This is a genomic window from Microvirga sp. P5_D2, assembly GCF_054049475.1.
This window is the reverse complement of sequence record NZ_JBFUMH010000006.1, coordinates 76,590-92,032: the sequence shown is the minus strand read 5'-3', so window position 1 is coordinate 92,032 and position 15,443 is coordinate 76,590. Positions and strand designations below refer to the sequence as shown.

The 15,443-nt window shown below is 63.6% G+C and carries 14 protein-coding genes and 1 other RNA gene; 7 read left to right on the top strand and 8 right to left on the bottom strand.

Annotated elements, in window-relative coordinates; translation table 11 throughout:
- Positions 1 to 64: 64 nt before the first annotated feature.
- The 4 genes from ACXJKO_RS04185 to ACXJKO_RS04170 are packed head-to-tail and all read right to left on the bottom strand — an operon-like array spanning position 65 to position 2,196.
- On the bottom strand, positions 65 to 574 hold the full coding sequence (locus ACXJKO_RS04185; RefSeq protein WP_457089821.1) for a dihydrofolate reductase: 510 nt from the start codon (positions 572 to 574) through the stop codon (positions 65 to 67).
- A complete protein-coding gene (locus ACXJKO_RS04180; protein WP_457089820.1) occupies positions 571 to 1,053 on the bottom strand; it encodes an N-acetyltransferase family protein in 483 nt (160 codons plus the stop codon). The genes ACXJKO_RS04185 and ACXJKO_RS04180 overlap by 4 nt, the downstream gene beginning before the upstream one ends.
- Positions 1,054 to 1,090: 37 nt before the next feature.
- The gene (locus tag ACXJKO_RS04175) at positions 1,091 to 1,396 is read right to left on the bottom strand and encodes a DUF2293 domain-containing protein (protein ID WP_457089819.1); all 306 of its coding nucleotides are present in this window, start codon (positions 1,394 to 1,396) and stop codon (positions 1,091 to 1,093) included.
- A gap of 5 nt (positions 1,397 to 1,401) precedes the next feature.
- A complete protein-coding gene (locus ACXJKO_RS04170) occupies positions 1,402 to 2,196 on the bottom strand; it encodes a thymidylate synthase (protein WP_457089818.1) in 795 nt (264 codons plus the stop codon).
- A gap of 77 nt (positions 2,197 to 2,273) precedes the next feature.
- Between ACXJKO_RS04170 and ssrA the strand changes: the two genes are divergently transcribed.
- Together ssrA and ACXJKO_RS04160 are read left to right on the top strand one after the other, a co-directional pair.
- Positions 2,274 to 2,629: a transfer-messenger RNA gene (ssrA, locus tag ACXJKO_RS04165) on the top strand.
- A gap of 23 nt (positions 2,630 to 2,652) precedes the next feature.
- Positions 2,653 to 3,270, top strand: coding sequence for an SspB family protein (locus ACXJKO_RS04160; RefSeq protein ID WP_457089817.1), 618 nt, complete (start codon positions 2,653 to 2,655; stop codon positions 3,268 to 3,270).
- A gap of 17 nt (positions 3,271 to 3,287) precedes the next feature.
- On the opposite strand, the gene ACXJKO_RS04155 is transcribed toward ACXJKO_RS04160, so the two are convergent.
- Complete coding sequence (locus ACXJKO_RS04155) at positions 3,288 to 4,679, bottom strand: cytochrome P450 (protein ID WP_457089816.1); 1,392 nt, start codon at positions 4,677 to 4,679, stop codon at positions 3,288 to 3,290.
- An 88-nt stretch (positions 4,680 to 4,767) separates the two neighbouring features.
- Between ACXJKO_RS04155 and fumC the strand changes: the two genes are divergently transcribed.
- The 3 genes from fumC to ACXJKO_RS04140 are packed head-to-tail and all read left to right on the top strand — an operon-like array spanning position 4,768 to position 6,594.
- A complete protein-coding gene (gene fumC, locus ACXJKO_RS04150) occupies positions 4,768 to 6,156 on the top strand; it encodes a class II fumarate hydratase (protein ID WP_457089815.1) in 1,389 nt (462 codons plus the stop codon).
- 17 nt (positions 6,157 to 6,173) lie between these two features.
- Positions 6,174 to 6,362, top strand: a complete 189-nt coding sequence (locus ACXJKO_RS04145) for a DUF4169 family protein (RefSeq protein ID WP_457089814.1) — start codon at positions 6,174 to 6,176, stop codon at positions 6,360 to 6,362.
- 1 nt (position 6,363) lies between these two features.
- Positions 6,364 to 6,594: a ribbon-helix-helix domain-containing protein gene (locus ACXJKO_RS04140; RefSeq protein WP_457089813.1), complete on the top strand. Its 231-nt coding sequence runs from the start codon at positions 6,364 to 6,366 to the stop codon at positions 6,592 to 6,594.
- Between the two features lie 97 nt (positions 6,595 to 6,691).
- On the opposite strand, the gene ACXJKO_RS04135 is transcribed toward ACXJKO_RS04140, so the two are convergent.
- Together ACXJKO_RS04135 and ACXJKO_RS04130 are read right to left on the bottom strand one after the other, a co-directional pair.
- Positions 6,692 to 10,255 carry an AsmA family protein gene (locus ACXJKO_RS04135; protein ID WP_457089812.1) on the bottom strand — a complete coding sequence of 1,188 codons (3,564 nt, stop codon included), beginning with the start codon at positions 10,253 to 10,255 and terminating at the stop codon, positions 6,692 to 6,694.
- 83 nt (positions 10,256 to 10,338) lie between these two features.
- Positions 10,339 to 11,754, bottom strand: a complete 1,416-nt coding sequence (locus ACXJKO_RS04130) for an FAD-binding oxidoreductase (RefSeq protein ID WP_457089811.1) — start codon at positions 11,752 to 11,754, stop codon at positions 10,339 to 10,341.
- Positions 11,755 to 11,946: 192 nt separating this feature from the next.
- Here ACXJKO_RS04130 and ACXJKO_RS04125 point away from each other — a divergent pair, with 192 nt between their 5' ends.
- Positions 11,947 to 12,489, top strand: a complete 543-nt coding sequence (locus ACXJKO_RS04125) for a thioesterase family protein (RefSeq protein WP_457089810.1) — start codon at positions 11,947 to 11,949, stop codon at positions 12,487 to 12,489.
- Here ACXJKO_RS04125 and ACXJKO_RS04120 read toward each other — a convergent pair.
- Complete coding sequence (locus ACXJKO_RS04120; protein WP_457089809.1) at positions 12,486 to 12,758, bottom strand: hypothetical protein; 273 nt, start codon at positions 12,756 to 12,758, stop codon at positions 12,486 to 12,488. The genes ACXJKO_RS04125 and ACXJKO_RS04120 overlap by 4 nt on opposite strands.
- Positions 12,759 to 12,906: 148 nt before the next feature.
- On the opposite strand from ACXJKO_RS04120, the gene ACXJKO_RS04115 reads away from it, so the two are divergent.
- The gene (locus ACXJKO_RS04115) at positions 12,907 to 15,282 is read left to right on the top strand and encodes an ATP-dependent helicase (RefSeq protein ID WP_457089808.1); all 2,376 of its coding nucleotides are present in this window, start codon (positions 12,907 to 12,909) and stop codon (positions 15,280 to 15,282) included.
- The last annotated feature ends 161 nt before the right edge of the window (positions 15,283 to 15,443 follow it).

The following is a 15,443-nucleotide window of genomic DNA, read 5'->3' as shown; positions in this document are numbered from 1 at the left end:
TCTTCCGCCTGTCAAGCCTGCGAATTGGGGATTCGAAGAGCTTTCGTCAAGCTTAAGCGGACGATCAACGCCTTTCGAGATCAATAAAGGTAAATGCGTGCTCGTCATCCGCGCTCTTGTCATGGTCCACTCGCGACTTTTCTCGAAAAAGTGAACGGTCGACGGAGGGAAATACTGCATCGCCTTCGGGCGCCGCATGAACTTGCGTTAGGTAGATCTTCTGCACATGCGGAAGCGCCATCCGGTAAATCTCGGCTCCTCCCACAACGGCCACCGCATCGGCCTTCATGGGGCCGGCCAACTCCTCACCCTTCGCCACAGCCTCATCCCAGCTGTGGACAACATGGACGCCCGGCGCCGCATAGGAGGTATCACGCGTGATCACGATGGTCTCGCGCCCCGGCAGGGGCTTGCCGATCGATTCATGGGTCTTTCGCCCCATGATCATGGGCTTAGCCATGGTCAGCTCGCGAAAGCGCTTCAGGTCCGTCCTGATCCGCCAGAGAAGTTGATTGTCCCGTCCGATCACGCCGTTCTCTGCGACGGCGACGACGAGGATGAGAGGAAGGGTCATGGGGCCTCCGCGAGTTTATTAAGGGCTTCACCCGTCACACGCTGGACGGTCCATTCGTCCATCGGAACGGCGCCGATGGAACGATAGAACTTCAACGCCGGCTCGTTCCAGTCCAGCACCCACCATTCGAGACGGGATAACCCCTCTGCGACGCAGCGCTTCGCCAAATACTGCAGCAGCGCCTTGCCGAGCCCTTTCGAGCGAAATTCAGGGCGAACGAACAGGTCTTCCAGATAGATGCCGTGGCGGCCCCGGAAGGTGGAAAAATTGTAGAACCATAGGGCAAAGCCCGCAGGCTCGCCGTTCCATTCGGCAATATCGGCGAAGACGCGGGGCTGCGGGCCAAAGAGAGCTTTGGCGATGTCGGCCTCGGAGGCATCGACCTCATGGGCTAGGCGCTCATACTCGGCGAGTTCGCGGATGAAGGAATGGACCAGAGCGGCATCGCGCTCTTCGGCTTTGCGGATGGAGAGTGTCATGGATCGCTTGTGACCGAACCGCGAGGGCCTGTCGAGTTCACTCCGCCTCTTCCTCGGCCTCGATGCGACGCGGCGAGCCCCATTCCTCAAGGATGGCATTCATGTCTTCGAGAACGAAGAAACGGGCGCTGTCCACATCGTAGCCCTCGTCGAGCAGGCTGTCGTAATCGGTCAGCCGGTGCCGGATATAGGCCGTGATCGAAAGCCATGAGGCGGCTTCGGGAGAGGCCATGTGAAGCCCCCGGCTTCCCAGGGCGTGATCGATGACGGACTCGAACTCGTGGCGCGGAATGCGCGGAGCGAGGATCCGGACGGCGCTCTCGATAGCCTCACGCCTGTTCATGAAGGCTACACCGCGACAGGGGCCTTGATAGCGGGGTGCGGATCATAATCCTCGATGGTGATGTCGTCGTAGGTGAAATCGAACAGCGACCGCACAGTGGGATTGAGCCGCAACTTCGGCAGCGCGCGCGGCTCCCGCGAGAGCTGCAGGCGCGTCTGCTCCAGATGGTTCAGGTAGAGATGCGCATCACCGAAGGAATGCACGAAATCGCCCGGCTGAAGCCCCGTGGCCTGTGCCATCATGTGGGTCAAAAGAGCGTAGGACGCGATGTTGAAGGGGACCCCTAAGAACACATCCGCCGAGCGCTGGTAGAGCTGGCAGGAGAGCCTGCCCTCGGCGACGTAGAACTGGAACAGGCAATGGCAGGGCGCGAGCGCCATCTTGTCCAGTTCCGCCGGGTTCCAGGCGGAGACGACGAGGCGGCGGGAATCGGGATTGCGGCGGATTTCGTCGAGCACCCATTTGATCTGGTCCACGGTGCCGCCGTCGGGCTTCGCCCAGGAGCGCCACTGTTTACCGTAGACGGGCCCGAGATCGCCGTTCTCGTCGGCCCATTCGTCCCAGATGGTGACGCCGTTTTCCTTGAGGTAGCGGATATTGGTGTCGCCCTTAAGGAACCAGAGCAGCTCATGGATGATGGAGCGCAGATGCAGCTTCTTCGTCGTCACCATCGGGAAGCCCTGGCTCAGGTCGAACCGCATCTGGTGGCCGAAGACGGAAATCGTGCCGGTTCCGGTCCGGTCGTCCTTGCGGACGCCCTCGTCCATGATGCGGCGAAGAAGGTCGTGATAGGCTTGCATGGGGTGCTCCTAGTTTAATTATAGGTCAGTGGTTCCCCCTCTCCGAGTCGGAATTAACCCTGGCCGAGGTTATCCCCGCTCTTTCAAATTCGATCTGTGCCGCTTATATTGAAGGTGCTGGTCGCAAGGCCGGCTATGGCGATAAACGGCTATCGGAATAAACCTTTCGGACCCGGGGGCGGTACCCGGCGCCTCCACCAAAGCCCAAGCCCAGCTTGGGTTTCGGCGGGGGCGAAATAGGATCGACGAGGGTGTAAAGGGTAGGCTTTTGCTCGGCATGGTTCCGCCGATATCGGGCCATTCTATAGTTGCCAACGACAACTATGCTCCGGTTGCAGTGGCTGCGTAAGCGGTCCCTAACACCGACTCAAAGTCCTGGCGGGTAGCACTGTCAGGCGGGGTCCGGAGGCACCTGGCAACAGAAGCCTCCACTTTTGTTTCTGCAAGGGCTCGCATATGGCCGGTAAAGACCTAATCCGTTACGATCTTCTGGTGCAGGAGGCGCTCAAGGGCGTCGTGCGCAAGGTATTGATCGACTGCAAAGACGGGTTGCCCGGCGAGCACCATTTCTACATCTCCTTCCAGACGGATTTTCCCGGCGTTCGCCTCTCGAACCGCCTGCGCGAGAAATACCCTCAGGAGATGACGATCGTTCTCCAGCACCAATTCTGGGATATGAACGTTACCGAGCACACCTTCGAGGTCGGCCTCTCGTTCTCGGGCGTGCCCGAGCGGCTGCTGATCCCGTTCGATGCACTCACCGGCTTCTTCGACCCTTCCGTCCAGTTCGGCCTCAAGTTCGACGGACAGGAGGACGACGAAGAGGACGATATGATCGAGGCTCCGCAGGCCCCGCAGCCGCTCCGCGGCAGCTCCGAGCCCGTGGAACTGAAGCAGCCGCGCAAGACCGCGCCGGCCGAGAAGAAACCCGCTCCCGAGAAGATCCCTGCCCCGGCAGCGGAAAAGCCCGAGATGGAAATCTCCGACGATTCCGATCCTGAGGATGAGGAAGAATCCGGCACGGCCGGCAGCGCCGAAGTCGTCAGCCTCGACGCGTTCCGCAAGAAGAACTGAGGCTTCTCGTTACCGCCCTACCTGCGACTGCTTACACGCATCGGAATCCCCGTCTCCGGCCGCAGGGTGATCCTGTGCAGGGGCCGTACCTCGTGTCCTTCCTTCAGATCGAGCCGGACCGCGCGGACGATGCTTGCGAGCACAATCACGGCCTCCTGAATCGCGAAGCTCGCGCCGATGCAGACGCGTGGGCCTGCTCCGAAAGGTAGATAGGCGAAGCGGTCGATCCGCGCTTTCTCCTCGGGCAGGAAGCGCTCGGGCCTGAAGGCGTCCGGCTCGTCCCACAAGGTATGGTGGCGGTGGAGCACATAGGGAGCGATGGTCACCATGGTCCCGGCCGTGATGTCGAGCTTGCCGATCCGGTCGTCCTTGATCGCCGCGCGGCTTAAGAATGGCGCTGGTGGGTAGAGCCGCATGGCCTCGTCGAGAACGGCCCTCGTATAGACGAGGCGGTCCAGATGTTGCGGCTCGATGGGCCTGTCGCCCAGAACCTCGTCCACTTCCCGCTCAATCCTGGCGCGTGCCCTTTCGTCCTGCGACAGAAGATAGATCGACCAGGATAGGGCATTGGCCGTGGTCTCGTGGCCGGCTCCGATGAAGGTCACGATATTGGCGCCGACTTCGTGATCGCTCAGGCCCTTCCCTGTCTCGGGATCGGACGCCTCCAGCAGAAGCGTCAGGAGATCGCGCGGGGCAGGCTCGCCCCGACTCAGCAGGTCCTTGCGGTTGCGGATAAGCTCGCTCACCAGATCCTCGAAGAACCGGATGGCGGGCCTTGCCCGCCAGCGTCCGATCCGGGGAATCCAGTTGGGCAACCCGAAGATATCGACCGGATCGACCCGGCCCAAGCCTTCGAAATAGCGGGTGATGGCGCGGCCCATGGCGTCAGGGTCGCGGGCCACGCCTTGCGTGAAGATCGTCTGTTCCAGCACGTCCAGGGTGACGCGGGTCATCTCCAGCGAGATATCGACCTCGCGCCCCTCGGGCCGCCTCTGCCAGCGCCGGACAAGGCGATCCGCCGCATCGACCATGGCAGGAAAGAAGCCGGCGACCGTGCGGGGCGTGAACAGGGGTGCGATGGTGCGGCGCTGGAGACGCCATTCCTCCCCTTCCGCCGTCAGCAGGCCTCTGCCTAAGCCGGGGGCGAGAACCCGGAGCTGGAGGTCGTCCTTCCGGTAATTGGTGGCATTGTCGAGGAGCACGTGGCGGATCACTGTCGGATCGCTCACGACCATTATGCGTCCGAGCACCCCGTCACCCTCGATGACGGACTCGCTGAAATGGCGCTCCGTCCAGGTGGTCAGGGGGTTCCGGCGCAGCGCGAGGAAAAAGGCGAAAAGGCCGGGAGGCTCCTGCAAAGGCTTGGGAACAGGGGGGCGAAACAATGGAGCATCGAGAAGGTCGCCCATCCGATTTTACATAGCCTCCATGCGCCTTCGCTGTTGCGAGCGCCATCATTTGAGATAAGAACACCCAACTCCATCGAAAGAGGTCAGGATGTCGCCCACCCGCACCGAAACAGATACCTTCGGCCCCATCGAAGTCGCCTCCGAGAAGCTCTGGGGCGCCCAGACGCAGCGCTCCCTCCAGAATTTCCGCATTGGCACTGACCGGATGCCGCTCCCCCTCGTCCACGCGCTGGCCATCGTGAAGCAGGCCGCGGCTCTCGTGAACAAGGATCTGGGCAAGCTGGACGCGAAGCTGGCTGAGGCCATCTCCGCCGCCGCCGCCGATGTGGTGCAGGGCAAGCACAACGAAGAATTCCCGTTGGTGGTCTACCAGACGGGTTCGGGCACCCAGTCCAACATGAACATCAACGAGGTTCTCTCCAACCTCGCCATCGAGCGCCTGGGCGGCGAGCGCGGCAGCAAGAAGCCGGTTCACCCCAACGACCACGTGAACATGGGCCAGTCGTCCAACGACGTCTTCCCGACCGCTATGCACATCGCCGTAGCGCGTGAGATCAACGCCCGACTGGTTCCGGCCCTCAAGCACCTGCTGAAGGCGCTCGAAGCGAAGTCCGAGGAGTTCAAGGACATCGTGAAGATCGGCCGCACGCACCTTCAGGATGCGACGCCCGTGACCCTCGGCCAGGAATTCTCTGGCTATGCCGCGCAGGTCCGCCTCGGCATCGCGCGTATCGAGCAGACGCTGCCCGGCATCTATGCGCTGGCTCAGGGCGGCACCGCCGTCGGCACGGGCCTCAACGCCCATCCGGAATTCGCCGATCGCTTCGCCGCGAAGGTGGTTGAGCTGACCGCTCTTCCCTTCACCTCCGCCGCCAACAAGTTTGAGGCGCTCGCCTCCAACGACGCCCTCGTCTACACGCACGGCGCGCTGGCTGCTCTTTCCGCCGGCCTGTTCAAGATCGCCAACGACATCCGCCTCATGGGCTCCGGCCCGCGCTCGGGCATCGGCGAGATTTCGCTGCCTGAGAACGAGCCTGGCTCGTCGATCATGCCCGGCAAGGTGAACCCCACCCAGGCCGAGGCCATGACCATGCTGTGCTGCCAGGTGGCAGGCAACCAGACCACGGTGACCTTCGCCGGCAGCCAGGGCCATTTCGAACTCAACGTGTTCAAGCCGGTGATCGTGAACGCCGTGCTGCAATCGATCCGCCTGCTCGCGGACGGCGCGATCAGCTTCACGGACAACTGCGTCGTCGGCATCGAGCCGAACCGCGAGCGTCTGCAGGATCTGATGGGCCGCTCGCTCATGCTCGTGACGGCGCTCGCGCCCACCATCGGCTACGACAAGGCGGCCCACATTGCCAAGACCGCGCACAAGAACGGCACGACGCTGAAGGAAGAAGCTCTCAAGGCCGGCGTGTCGTCGGAAGACTTCGACGCCATCGTTCGTCCCGAGACGATGCTTCAGCCGGGCTGATCTGTTACACTCGCGCCATGGCTGAGATCATCAATCTGCGCCAGGCGCGCAAGCACAAGGCGCGGGCCGACAAAGAGGCCCGCGCCGACCAGAACCGGGTCACCTTCGGCCGCACCAAGGCGGAGAAGGACCTGACGAAAGCCGAGCGCGGCATGGCCGAACGCCGCCTCGACGCTCACAAGCGCGACGATAGCGAGAAATCCTGACATGGGCGCCGGCATCGTCAAACGCTCCGTCTCGATTGCCGGCCACCGGACCAGCATTTCCCTCGAAGAACCGTTCTGGGAAAGCGTCCGCAGCATCGCCGAACGCGAAAAGATTTCCCTTCAATCCCTGATCGGGCGCATCGACAGCGAGCGTGGCGAGCAGAACCTCTCGTCCGCCATTCGCGTCTTCGTGCTCATGGATGCGCGCGACCGCCAGCAGAGCGGCGTCTAAGCTCTGGAGCTGTTTCCACTTGCGTGGAACCATCTCTCTTCTTTGTTGAGCCGCATTTTTTTGACGGCGAACCGGATCCACTTCGCCGAAAAATGCTCTAGCGCTCGGGCACGCCCGTCGCCGAGGGCGGCGTCATGTTGAAGGGTGGGAGCGTGGACGGCACGGTGTCCGGCGCGGGCGTTTCTTCCGGTTCGTCCGGCGTTCTCTGCTGCTCCGATTGAAGCCGCTCCGCATCACGGCGGGCACGGTCGGCCTCGGCCTGCGCGCGGGCCTGCCGCGCTGCTTCTTCGGCGGCGGCTTTGGCGCGCTGGCGTTCCGCATCCTGCTGCGCCTGGATCTGGCGCTGGCGCTCGGCGGCTGCCCGCTCGAAGGCCTCGATCTTTTCAAGTTCGCGCTYGAGCACGATGGCGGCAAGGCCGTTGCGGAAAGGCCCCGCATCCACCTCACGCACCGGAGCGGCGAGCGAGCCACGCCAGTTCAGGCCGATGGAGGGCGGCGCCCCGGTCCAACCCTGGGGAGAGGTTTTGGCCACGAGGAACCCACGGGCATCGAGCTGAAGCGTCTTGAGGTCATAGGCGACCGCCCCCTGCCAAGTGGCTGGACCGCCTTCCACGACGAAGGGCGAGAGTCTCAAGAGGCCGCCGACGAGTGCCGCCGAGGTGTTGACCGTCGCTGCTGCAAGCGACGCCTTTCCGAGCTCAGTTCCGACGATCGTTTCCGCCTTGCCCTCGATGAGGGGCTCGTTCTCAGCCAAGGCGCGCTTGAGCGCCCTGTCGAACACGGAAGGGTCCGCCGACGGAACACGCAGTCTCGTCACGCGCCAATCGCCGGCACCGCCCAGGGCTGAGACCAGCTCCGAGACGTTCGCGCCCGCCGAGCCGAACCTGAGTGAACCCGATAATGTCGCCTCGAACGGCGAGGCCCCGCCGAGCGCCCAGAGCGGCACATCCTGCAAGGCGCCCTCGCCCACCACCGTGGCCATCTCGCCCTGACGGGTGATGGTCGTGGAGCCCGTCATGCGGCCGTTGCCGATGCCGGTCTCGAGATTGCGGATCGAGATGCCGTCCGATTGAGCCTCAAGGGTAAAGCTCGCCCGCGTGCCCTGAAGGCCGCGTCCAAGATCGAGCGTTCCGGCGCGGAACACCACCTGCCCGCCGCTCACAAGGCGACCGCTCTGGCCGAACTTGGCCGTTGACCAGATCGATGTGGCAGTGGGGTCGCCGGGAACGTTGAGGGCAAGCGCCGCCGTCAGCCACGGCAGGGACAGCTTGTCGACGGAGATTTCGCCGCCGATCTCGGACCGCGAGCGCGCATTGAGCTGCGCCTGCACATCGTTGCCGGCGATCTTGCCCGTGACGTTGAAGGAGCTCGAATCCCGCAAGCGCCCCAACGCCACGCGGGCATTGACGGGCACCGGCGGCTTGACGCCCGCGCCGTCGCCGAGCAACAGCAGGAAGGGCGTGATGTCGGCGGTGTTGATCTCAGCCTCGCCGCTATCCACCACTTCATCGCTCTCGCTGAGTGCAAAAGGCCGCTGGGTGGTGAGCTGAACGCCGGCAACGTCGCCCGTCACGGTGACGTTGAACAGCCCCGAGCCGACGCGCGTGCCACGAAGGGTCACGTTGGATGGCTGGTTCAGGCCCGTCACATTGGGCCTGTTGACCCAGCGCCCCGTCGTGGGGGTCGCGAGCATCAGGTCGAGGTTCTGCGTGCGCCCATCCACGGAATCGACGCTGCCATCGATGGAGCCGCCTGCGGCCATTCCCTTGGCCGTGGTGCGCAGGCGAACCTCGGAGGAGCCGGGCGGCGGGGCGACGCGTTCGGTCGCCACCTGCACATCGAGCGCGCCTTCCCGCAGGAAATACGGAACGAGCTTGGACACGCCGCCGATCCAGACGCTTCCGATGAGATCGACGAGGGGCGCTGCGCGCTGGGCCGTGACCTTGCCGGTGATGCGGCCCGAACCATCCGGCGCGATGCGGCCGCTCACGCGGGCATTGGCGCCGGCAAGGTCCACGATATCGAGGGCTTCGACCAGGAGGGCCGGACCATCCGAAAGGACGCGGGCCGAGATCCGGCCTGTCTGCCGGCTTTTACCGGCACTGACGCCGCGCGCTTCGAGAATGAAGCCGACATCCACATTCTGCGTAGCCTCGAAGACGCTGGAGAGGTGCGGCAGCTGATCGAGATTGAGGTTCTGGATCGCCACCTGCGCTTCGAGCTTGCCGCGCTCGTTGCCCTCCGGCGCGGTATAGCGCGCATTGCCGGTGGTGACGGCATCCCCGAGTTTCAGGCGCATCCGGCTCAAAGAGAGGATCGGATTGTTGAAGGCGATATCCGACGAGATCTCGACCGGGCGCCCGTCCAGCACCGAGAGGAAGGGCGAGCGGATGTTGATGCGGTTGAGATAGCGCGCCAGCCGGTCGGATGCGTTGGAGGCGAGAGCCACTTTGCCCTCGATGCCGCCCTGCGTGGTCAGGCCGAGTTCACCCTCCAGTCCCACCCGCGTCTCGCCGGGGGCGTTGAATTCAATGCGCTCCAGCCGCGCCTTGCCGCGCTCCAGCGACAGGTGGAGATTGGCGTTGGTCAGGTCCTCTTGCCCTAAGCCGATGCTGTCGAGCCTGAGATCGAGATCGATGGGAACGGAAATTGGTGGAAGAGACCATGCCTGAAGGCGGGATTTGAAGTCTTGCCCGTTCGAGGACAGGATGAAGCTGTCCGCATCGAGCCGCCGTCCCTCCAGCTTCAGGGCGATGCGCGGCACGTCGAGGCCAATGCTGCCCTCGCCCGTCATGCGCAGGCTCGCCCCGCCCTCGCCCGCCTCGACGCTGACCGGGGACAGCGCCACCGCGCCGGCCTGCGTCTTGAAATCGGTCTCGACCGTTATGGGAATCGGGATGCCTGCCGCCGCGATCTGAGCTGGCGGGCCGAACAGCACCTTGGCCTTGCCTGAAATGGCCGGCATGGTCGTGCCGCTGCTGACCTCATCGAGAGCAAGCCGGGCATCGATGTCGAAACGCGGATAGATATCGCCGCCGCCCGAGAGCTTGACCTGAACCTTCTTGTCCTCGGTCAGCTCGCCGGTGACGAGGCGAAAGGGGACACCGGACGTGGTGCCCTCCACGCGCCAGGGTCCGATCAGCCTCTGCCCCTCGATATGCACGTTCTCGGCAAAGGCCTGGTTGGTGCGGCCCGTATCGGCGCTCTGGGTGGTGACGAGAAGCTGCCCGACATTCAGGCTCTCGATGGCCCATTCACGGCTGCGCCCGCTGCCGGACACGAGATCAGGAGGCAGTCGCCAGCTGCCGCTGCCGGAGACCGGAACGCGAATGTCCGCGCGGCCGATCCGTGCTTCCTTAAACCGTACATCGCCGCTCATGAGTGGCGACAGGGCGATTTCGGCATGGACATTATCGGCCGTCAGCGTCGGAGAATCCGCCGTCTTGCCGCCGAGCCTGAGCCGATCCAGCAGGATCCGCGGCTCGGGCAGAAGCCGGATGCCGATGGCACCCTCGGTCCGCGCCTCGGTGCCCGACGCGCGCGAGATCATCCCGTCGATCGTCTCGCGGTGATCCTCCCAGCTGATGAGCGGAGGAGCCGCGATGGCGGTCGCCAGGATGAGGATCACAATGGCTGCGATGATCGTCAGGATATCGCGCAAGAGGCTTATTGTCTCCGATTCACTAAGGGCTCTTTAGACCATGACTCATGGGATCGGGAGCGTCCCGGACGCTCCGTCCACCATCAAAGTGCAACGATCTTGCCGGGATTCATGATGTTGTGCGGATCGATGGCCTGTTTCAAGACGCGCATCAGGCCAAGGGCCGCCGGCCCATGCTCGACTTCCAGATACTTCATCTTCTTCTGGCCAACCCCATGTTCGCCCGTGCAGGTGCCTTCCATGGCAACGGCGCGGCGGACGAGGCGATCCACGAAAGCCTCGCAGGCGGCGATCTCGGCCGGGTCATCCGTATTCACAAGCGGTTGAACATGGAAGTTGCCGTCACCCACATGGCCGACGATGGGAGCGATGAGGCCGCTTTCCAGAATATCCCGCTTCGTCTCGTCCACGCATTCCGCAAGGCGCGAAATCGGCACGCACACATCGGTCGCGACCGATTGCGCGCCGGGACGCAAGCCACGAGCAGCCCAATAGGCGTCGTGACGGGCCTGCCAGAGGCGCGAGCGCTCCTCGGGCTTTGTCGCCCATTCGAACGGCCCACCCTCGAACTCGACGGCGATCTCGCCGAAGCGCTCAGCCTGCTCCTGAACTCCGGCATCTGTGCCGTGAAATTCCACTAGCAGCAGCGGGCTTTCCGGCAGCGCGAGCTTGGAGTGCAGGTTCACCGCCCTCACCTGCACCTCGTCGAGCAACTCGATGCGCGCGACCGGAATGCCGGACTGGATCGTCATGATCACCGCGTCGCAAGCGGCCTTCACGCTGGGGAACGGGCAGATGCCTGCGGAGATGGCCTCAGGAATGCCGTTCAGCTTCAGGGTGATCTCGGTGATGATGCCGAGCGTGCCCTCGGATCCGATCATGAGGCGGGTGAGGTCATAGCCGGCCGAGCTCTTCTTGGCCCGGCTCGCGGTTTTCACGATCTCGCCGTTGGGCAGCACCACCGTGAGCGCCAGCACCACGTCCTTCATGGTTCCGTAGCGCACCGCATTGGTGCCCGACGCACGGGTGGCCACCATGCCACCGATGGAGGCATCGGCGCCTGGATCGATGGGGAAGAACAGGCCCTTGTCGCGCAAGGATTCGTTGAGCTCCTTGCGTGTCACGCCCGCCTCGACGACGCAGTCCAGATCCTCCTCATGCACGGCGATGATGCGCTTCATGATGCTCAGGTCGATGGAAACTCCGCCGAAGGGCGCGTTGATGTGGCCCTCGAGCGACGTGCCGGTGCCGAAGGCGATGACCGGGACGTCCTGTGCGGCGCAAAGCTTGACGATGTCGGAAACCTCCTGCGTCGTCCTGGCATAGACTACGAGATCCGGCGGCTGGTTCTTCACCCAGGTCAGGGTGTGGCCATGCTGCTCGCGCACCGCGGCGGAGGTCACGACCCGATCCCCGAAACGTTGGGAAAGCTCAGACGACAAGGCGGCGATGGCGGCTTCCGTGGCTCGAGGACGGCCGGAAGCGAGAGGGGCGTTCATATTGGCTTCAGTTCCGATTGTGATGCTCGTTATCCATACCTACCAAAACCTGCCTGAACGCAATACTCTGGATGATAGATCAGGCAATAACGCGATTTACGGCGCTGAAGAACGTGCTAACGTTCTGCCTTCAGGCCAGGATGAGGCAGAGATGAGGATCGTCGTGACCACGGCTGAGAGACAGAGCTGACCATGGAGAAGCGGGCTCCCGTGTTTTTTTTCGCCCCCTTCGTGTCGTCCACGATGAGGGTGGAGCCGGCCTGGATCGATTTCAACGGCCATCTGAACATGGCCTACTACCATGTGCTCTTCGACCGGGCCCTGGATGAAGGCTTTGGCCTCCTCGGCATCGGACCGGATTATGTGGAGAAGCGGAAGGGCTCCTTCTTCACCGCCGAGGTTCACACCGTCTACAAGCGCGAGCTGAAGCTGCACGACCCGGTGCGCGTCACCGTCCAGCTCGTCGATTACGACGAGAAGCGCCTTCACTATTATCTCGAAATCCGCCACGCGACGGAAGGCTGGGTGTCCGCCACCATGGAGGGCCTCTCCCTCCACGTGAACATGGAAACCCGCAAGGTCGCCCCCTTCCCCGACGATATCGGCGCAAATCTCGCTGTCATGAAGGCAGCCCATGGCCGTCTCGCCAAGCCGCAGGCCCTGAGCCGGGTCATCGGCATTCCTCGGAAGTCGGAAGCACCTGAAGCCCTGCTTGCCTCGGGCACGCGGCACTAGCAGCCAATCGCACTCGGCGGGCATCTGGGCCTGAAGGTCGAGGGCGAATTATCAAACGTCCTCTGCCGGTCGATGTTCTGCCGGATCTGGTTGTTATCCGTCTGAATCTGCTGTTCGATTCCCCGCACGCGCTGCTCCTGCTGCAGGTTGCGGTTGATATCGTCCACCTGCCGTTCCGACCGGGTCGTGCGCGGCAGGCGCGTCTGGGCCTCCGCTAGGGACGCCATGACGAAGCTTAAGCAGAGAGCGGCCGTCAACACTCGGAGCATGGGACATTTCCTTTGCGGCTCACCATACCCATATGGGCTTGAGACCCTTTCCCGACAACGCCGGCAGGTTGAAGCCATTGCCCAATGAGCCCTTTGGCAGGCATTTACGGGCTCGACGCCGTTCGCCTTTTGATCCATGGTCGCGCCGATGAATCAGCCTGACAACAGCCCCGATCCCAACGACGATCTGGCGCACCAGCCCTCCGCCGGTTCCTTGAGCGCCCGCGCCCGGGCGGCGGTGGCGCCGCAGACGCCTTATCTGAACGGCCTGAACCCAGAACAGCGCGCCGCCGTGGAAGCCACGGAAGGCCCCGTTCTCGTGCTGGCCGGCGCAGGCACCGGCAAGACCCGCGTTCTCACCACCCGCATCGCCCACTTGATCGCCACCAGCAAAGCCTGGCCGTCGCAGATCCTGGCCGTGACCTTCACCAACAAGGCCGCCCGCGAGATGCGCGAGCGCATCGGCCGCGCCATCGGCGAGGTGGCCGAGGGCATGCAGTGGCTCGGCACCTTCCACTCCATCGGCACCAAGATCCTACGCCGCCACGCGGAGCTCGTGGGCCTGCGCTCCGACTTCACCATTCTCGGCACCGACGACCAGCTGCGCCTGATGAAGCAGGTGATCGAGGCCGAGGGCATCGACGAGAAGCGCTGGCCCGCGCGCCAATTGGCCGGCCTCATCGACGGTTGGAAGAACCGCGGCCTCGGCCCTGATCAGGTCGCCGCCGGCGAGGCGGGCGCTTACGCGAACGGCAAGGGCGGCAAGCTCTACCGCGCCTATCAGGAGCGCCTGAAAGTTCTCAACGCAGTCGATTTCGGCGATCTGCTGCTCGAATGCCTGCGTCTCTGGCGCGAACATCCGGATATTCTGGAGAGCTATCAGGAACGCTTCCGCTACATGCTCGTGGACGAGTATCAGGACACGAACGTCGCGCAGTACCTCTGGCTGCGTCTGCTTGCGCAGAAGCGCAAGAACCTGTGCTGCGTCGGCGACGACGACCAGTCGATCTATGGCTGGCGCGGCGCGGAGGTGGACAACATCCTGCGCTTCGAACACGACTTCCCCGGCGCGACGGTGATCAGGCTGGAGCGTAACTACCGCTCGACGGGTCACATCCTGTCCGCAGCTTCCGTGCTTATCGCGAAGAACCAGGGCCGTCTCGGCAAGACGCTTCGCACCGAGGACGAACTCGGCGAGAAGGTGTCGATCACCGGCGCATGGGATTCCGAGGATGAGGCGCGCCTCATCGGCGAGGAGATCGAGGCGCTGCATTCCAAGCAGCATCCGCTCTCCGAGGTCGCAATTCTCGTGCGCATTTCCGCACAGATGCGCGAGATCGAAGATCGCCTCGTGCAGCTCGGCGTTCCCTATCGCGTCATCGGCGGCCCGCGCTTCTACGAGCGCGCGGAAATTCGCGATGCGCTGGCATACCTGCGCGTCGTCAACCAGCCCGCCGACGATCTCGCTTTCGAGCGCATCGTGAATGTGCCCAAGCGCGGGCTCGGCGATGCCACAATCCAGGTATTGCACAACCATTCGCGCGCAGCCCGCGTGCCGCTGATGGAAGCCGCACGCTTCATCGTCGAGACCGACGAGCTGAAGCCGAAGCCGCGCGGGACCTTGCGTGATCTGCTGATTTCATTCGGTCGCTGGGCGAAGCTCTCCGAGACCATGTCGCAATCCGAAGTCGCGCAGACGGTGCTGGAGGAATCCGGCTACACCGACATGTGGCAGAAGGACAAATCCGCCGACGCTGCGGGCCGCCTCGAAAACCTGAAGGAACTCGTGCGCTCCATGGAGGAGTTCCCGGATCTTCAGAGCTTCCTCGAACATGTCTCGCTCGTGATGGAAGCGAACGAGAGCGACACGACCGAGCGCGTGAGCCTGATGACGCTGCACGCGGCGAAGGGACTGGAGTTCAACACGGTGTTCCTGCCCGGTTGGGAGGAAGGCCTGTTCCCCAATCAGCGCGCGCTAGATGAAAGCGGACGCGCGGGTCTGGAAGAAGAACGCCGCCTCGCCCATGTGGGCCTCACCCGTGCGCGCCGCAGCGCGAAGATCTATTTCGCCTCCAACCGCCGCATTCACGGCCTCTGGAATTCGACGGTGCCGAGCCGGTTCATCGACGATCTTCCCGAAGCCAATGTGGAGATCGTGGAAGCGCCGGCAAACTTCTCCTATGGCGGCGGCTACGGCGGCTCACGTTTCGACCGCATGCAGCCCTTCAGCGGCTCATCGTATCAAACCCCCGGCTGGCAGCGCGCACAGGCGCATCGCGCCAGCACGGATGACGGCGGCTATTCCGCGCGCCGTTCCGGCGACAGGCGCGGACCGATGATGATCGAAGGCGAGTTGGTAGCGAAGTCCACCGGCAGCTCCGGCTTTGCCGTCGGCGGGCGCGTGCTGCACACGAAATTCGGCCCCGGCACCATCGAGGCGGTGGACGGCAACAAGCTCACCGTCGAATTCGACAAGGCCGGACGCAAAATGGTGCTCGACAGTTTTGTGGAAGCGTTGGGTTAAGCACGTATCAATTCAAACAAGCCTCATCCTAAAGCCTGACTGATGAAGCGTTGACAGCCCTCACGTCATCGCCGGCCTTGTGCCGGTGATCCCGTTTGGAAGAGCACGGCGCTTTTCGGATCGGGATGGCCGGGACAGGCCCGGCCATGACGGCAAGGGAG

Coding starts and splice junctions, on each gene's coding strand:
- ACXJKO_RS04185 (WP_457089821.1), bottom strand. CDS start 574: ATGACCCTTCCTCTCATCCTCGTCGTCGCCGTCGCAGAGAACGGCGTG.
- ACXJKO_RS04180 (WP_457089820.1), bottom strand. CDS start 1,053: ATGACACTCTCCATCCGCAAAGCCGAAGAGCGCGATGCCGCTCTGGTC.
- ACXJKO_RS04175 (WP_457089819.1), bottom strand. CDS start 1,396: ATGAACAGGCGTGAGGCTATCGAGAGCGCCGTCCGGATCCTCGCTCCG.
- ACXJKO_RS04170 (WP_457089818.1), bottom strand. CDS start 2,196: ATGCAAGCCTATCACGACCTTCTTCGCCGCATCATGGACGAGGGCGTC.
- ACXJKO_RS04160 (WP_457089817.1), top strand. CDS start 2,653: ATGGCCGGTAAAGACCTAATCCGTTACGATCTTCTGGTGCAGGAGGCG.
- ACXJKO_RS04155 (WP_457089816.1), bottom strand. CDS start 4,679: ATGGGCGACCTTCTCGATGCTCCATTGTTTCGCCCCCCTGTTCCCAAG.
- fumC (WP_457089815.1), top strand. CDS start 4,768: ATGTCGCCCACCCGCACCGAAACAGATACCTTCGGCCCCATCGAAGTC.
- ACXJKO_RS04145 (WP_457089814.1), top strand. CDS start 6,174: ATGGCTGAGATCATCAATCTGCGCCAGGCGCGCAAGCACAAGGCGCGG.
- ACXJKO_RS04140 (WP_457089813.1), top strand. CDS start 6,364: ATGGGCGCCGGCATCGTCAAACGCTCCGTCTCGATTGCCGGCCACCGG.
- ACXJKO_RS04130 (WP_457089811.1), bottom strand. CDS start 11,754: ATGAACGCCCCTCTCGCTTCCGGCCGTCCTCGAGCCACGGAAGCCGCC.
- ACXJKO_RS04125 (WP_457089810.1), top strand. CDS start 11,947: ATGGAGAAGCGGGCTCCCGTGTTTTTTTTCGCCCCCTTCGTGTCGTCC.
- ACXJKO_RS04120 (WP_457089809.1), bottom strand. CDS start 12,758: ATGCTCCGAGTGTTGACGGCCGCTCTCTGCTTAAGCTTCGTCATGGCG.
- ACXJKO_RS04115 (WP_457089808.1), top strand. CDS start 12,907: ATGAATCAGCCTGACAACAGCCCCGATCCCAACGACGATCTGGCGCAC.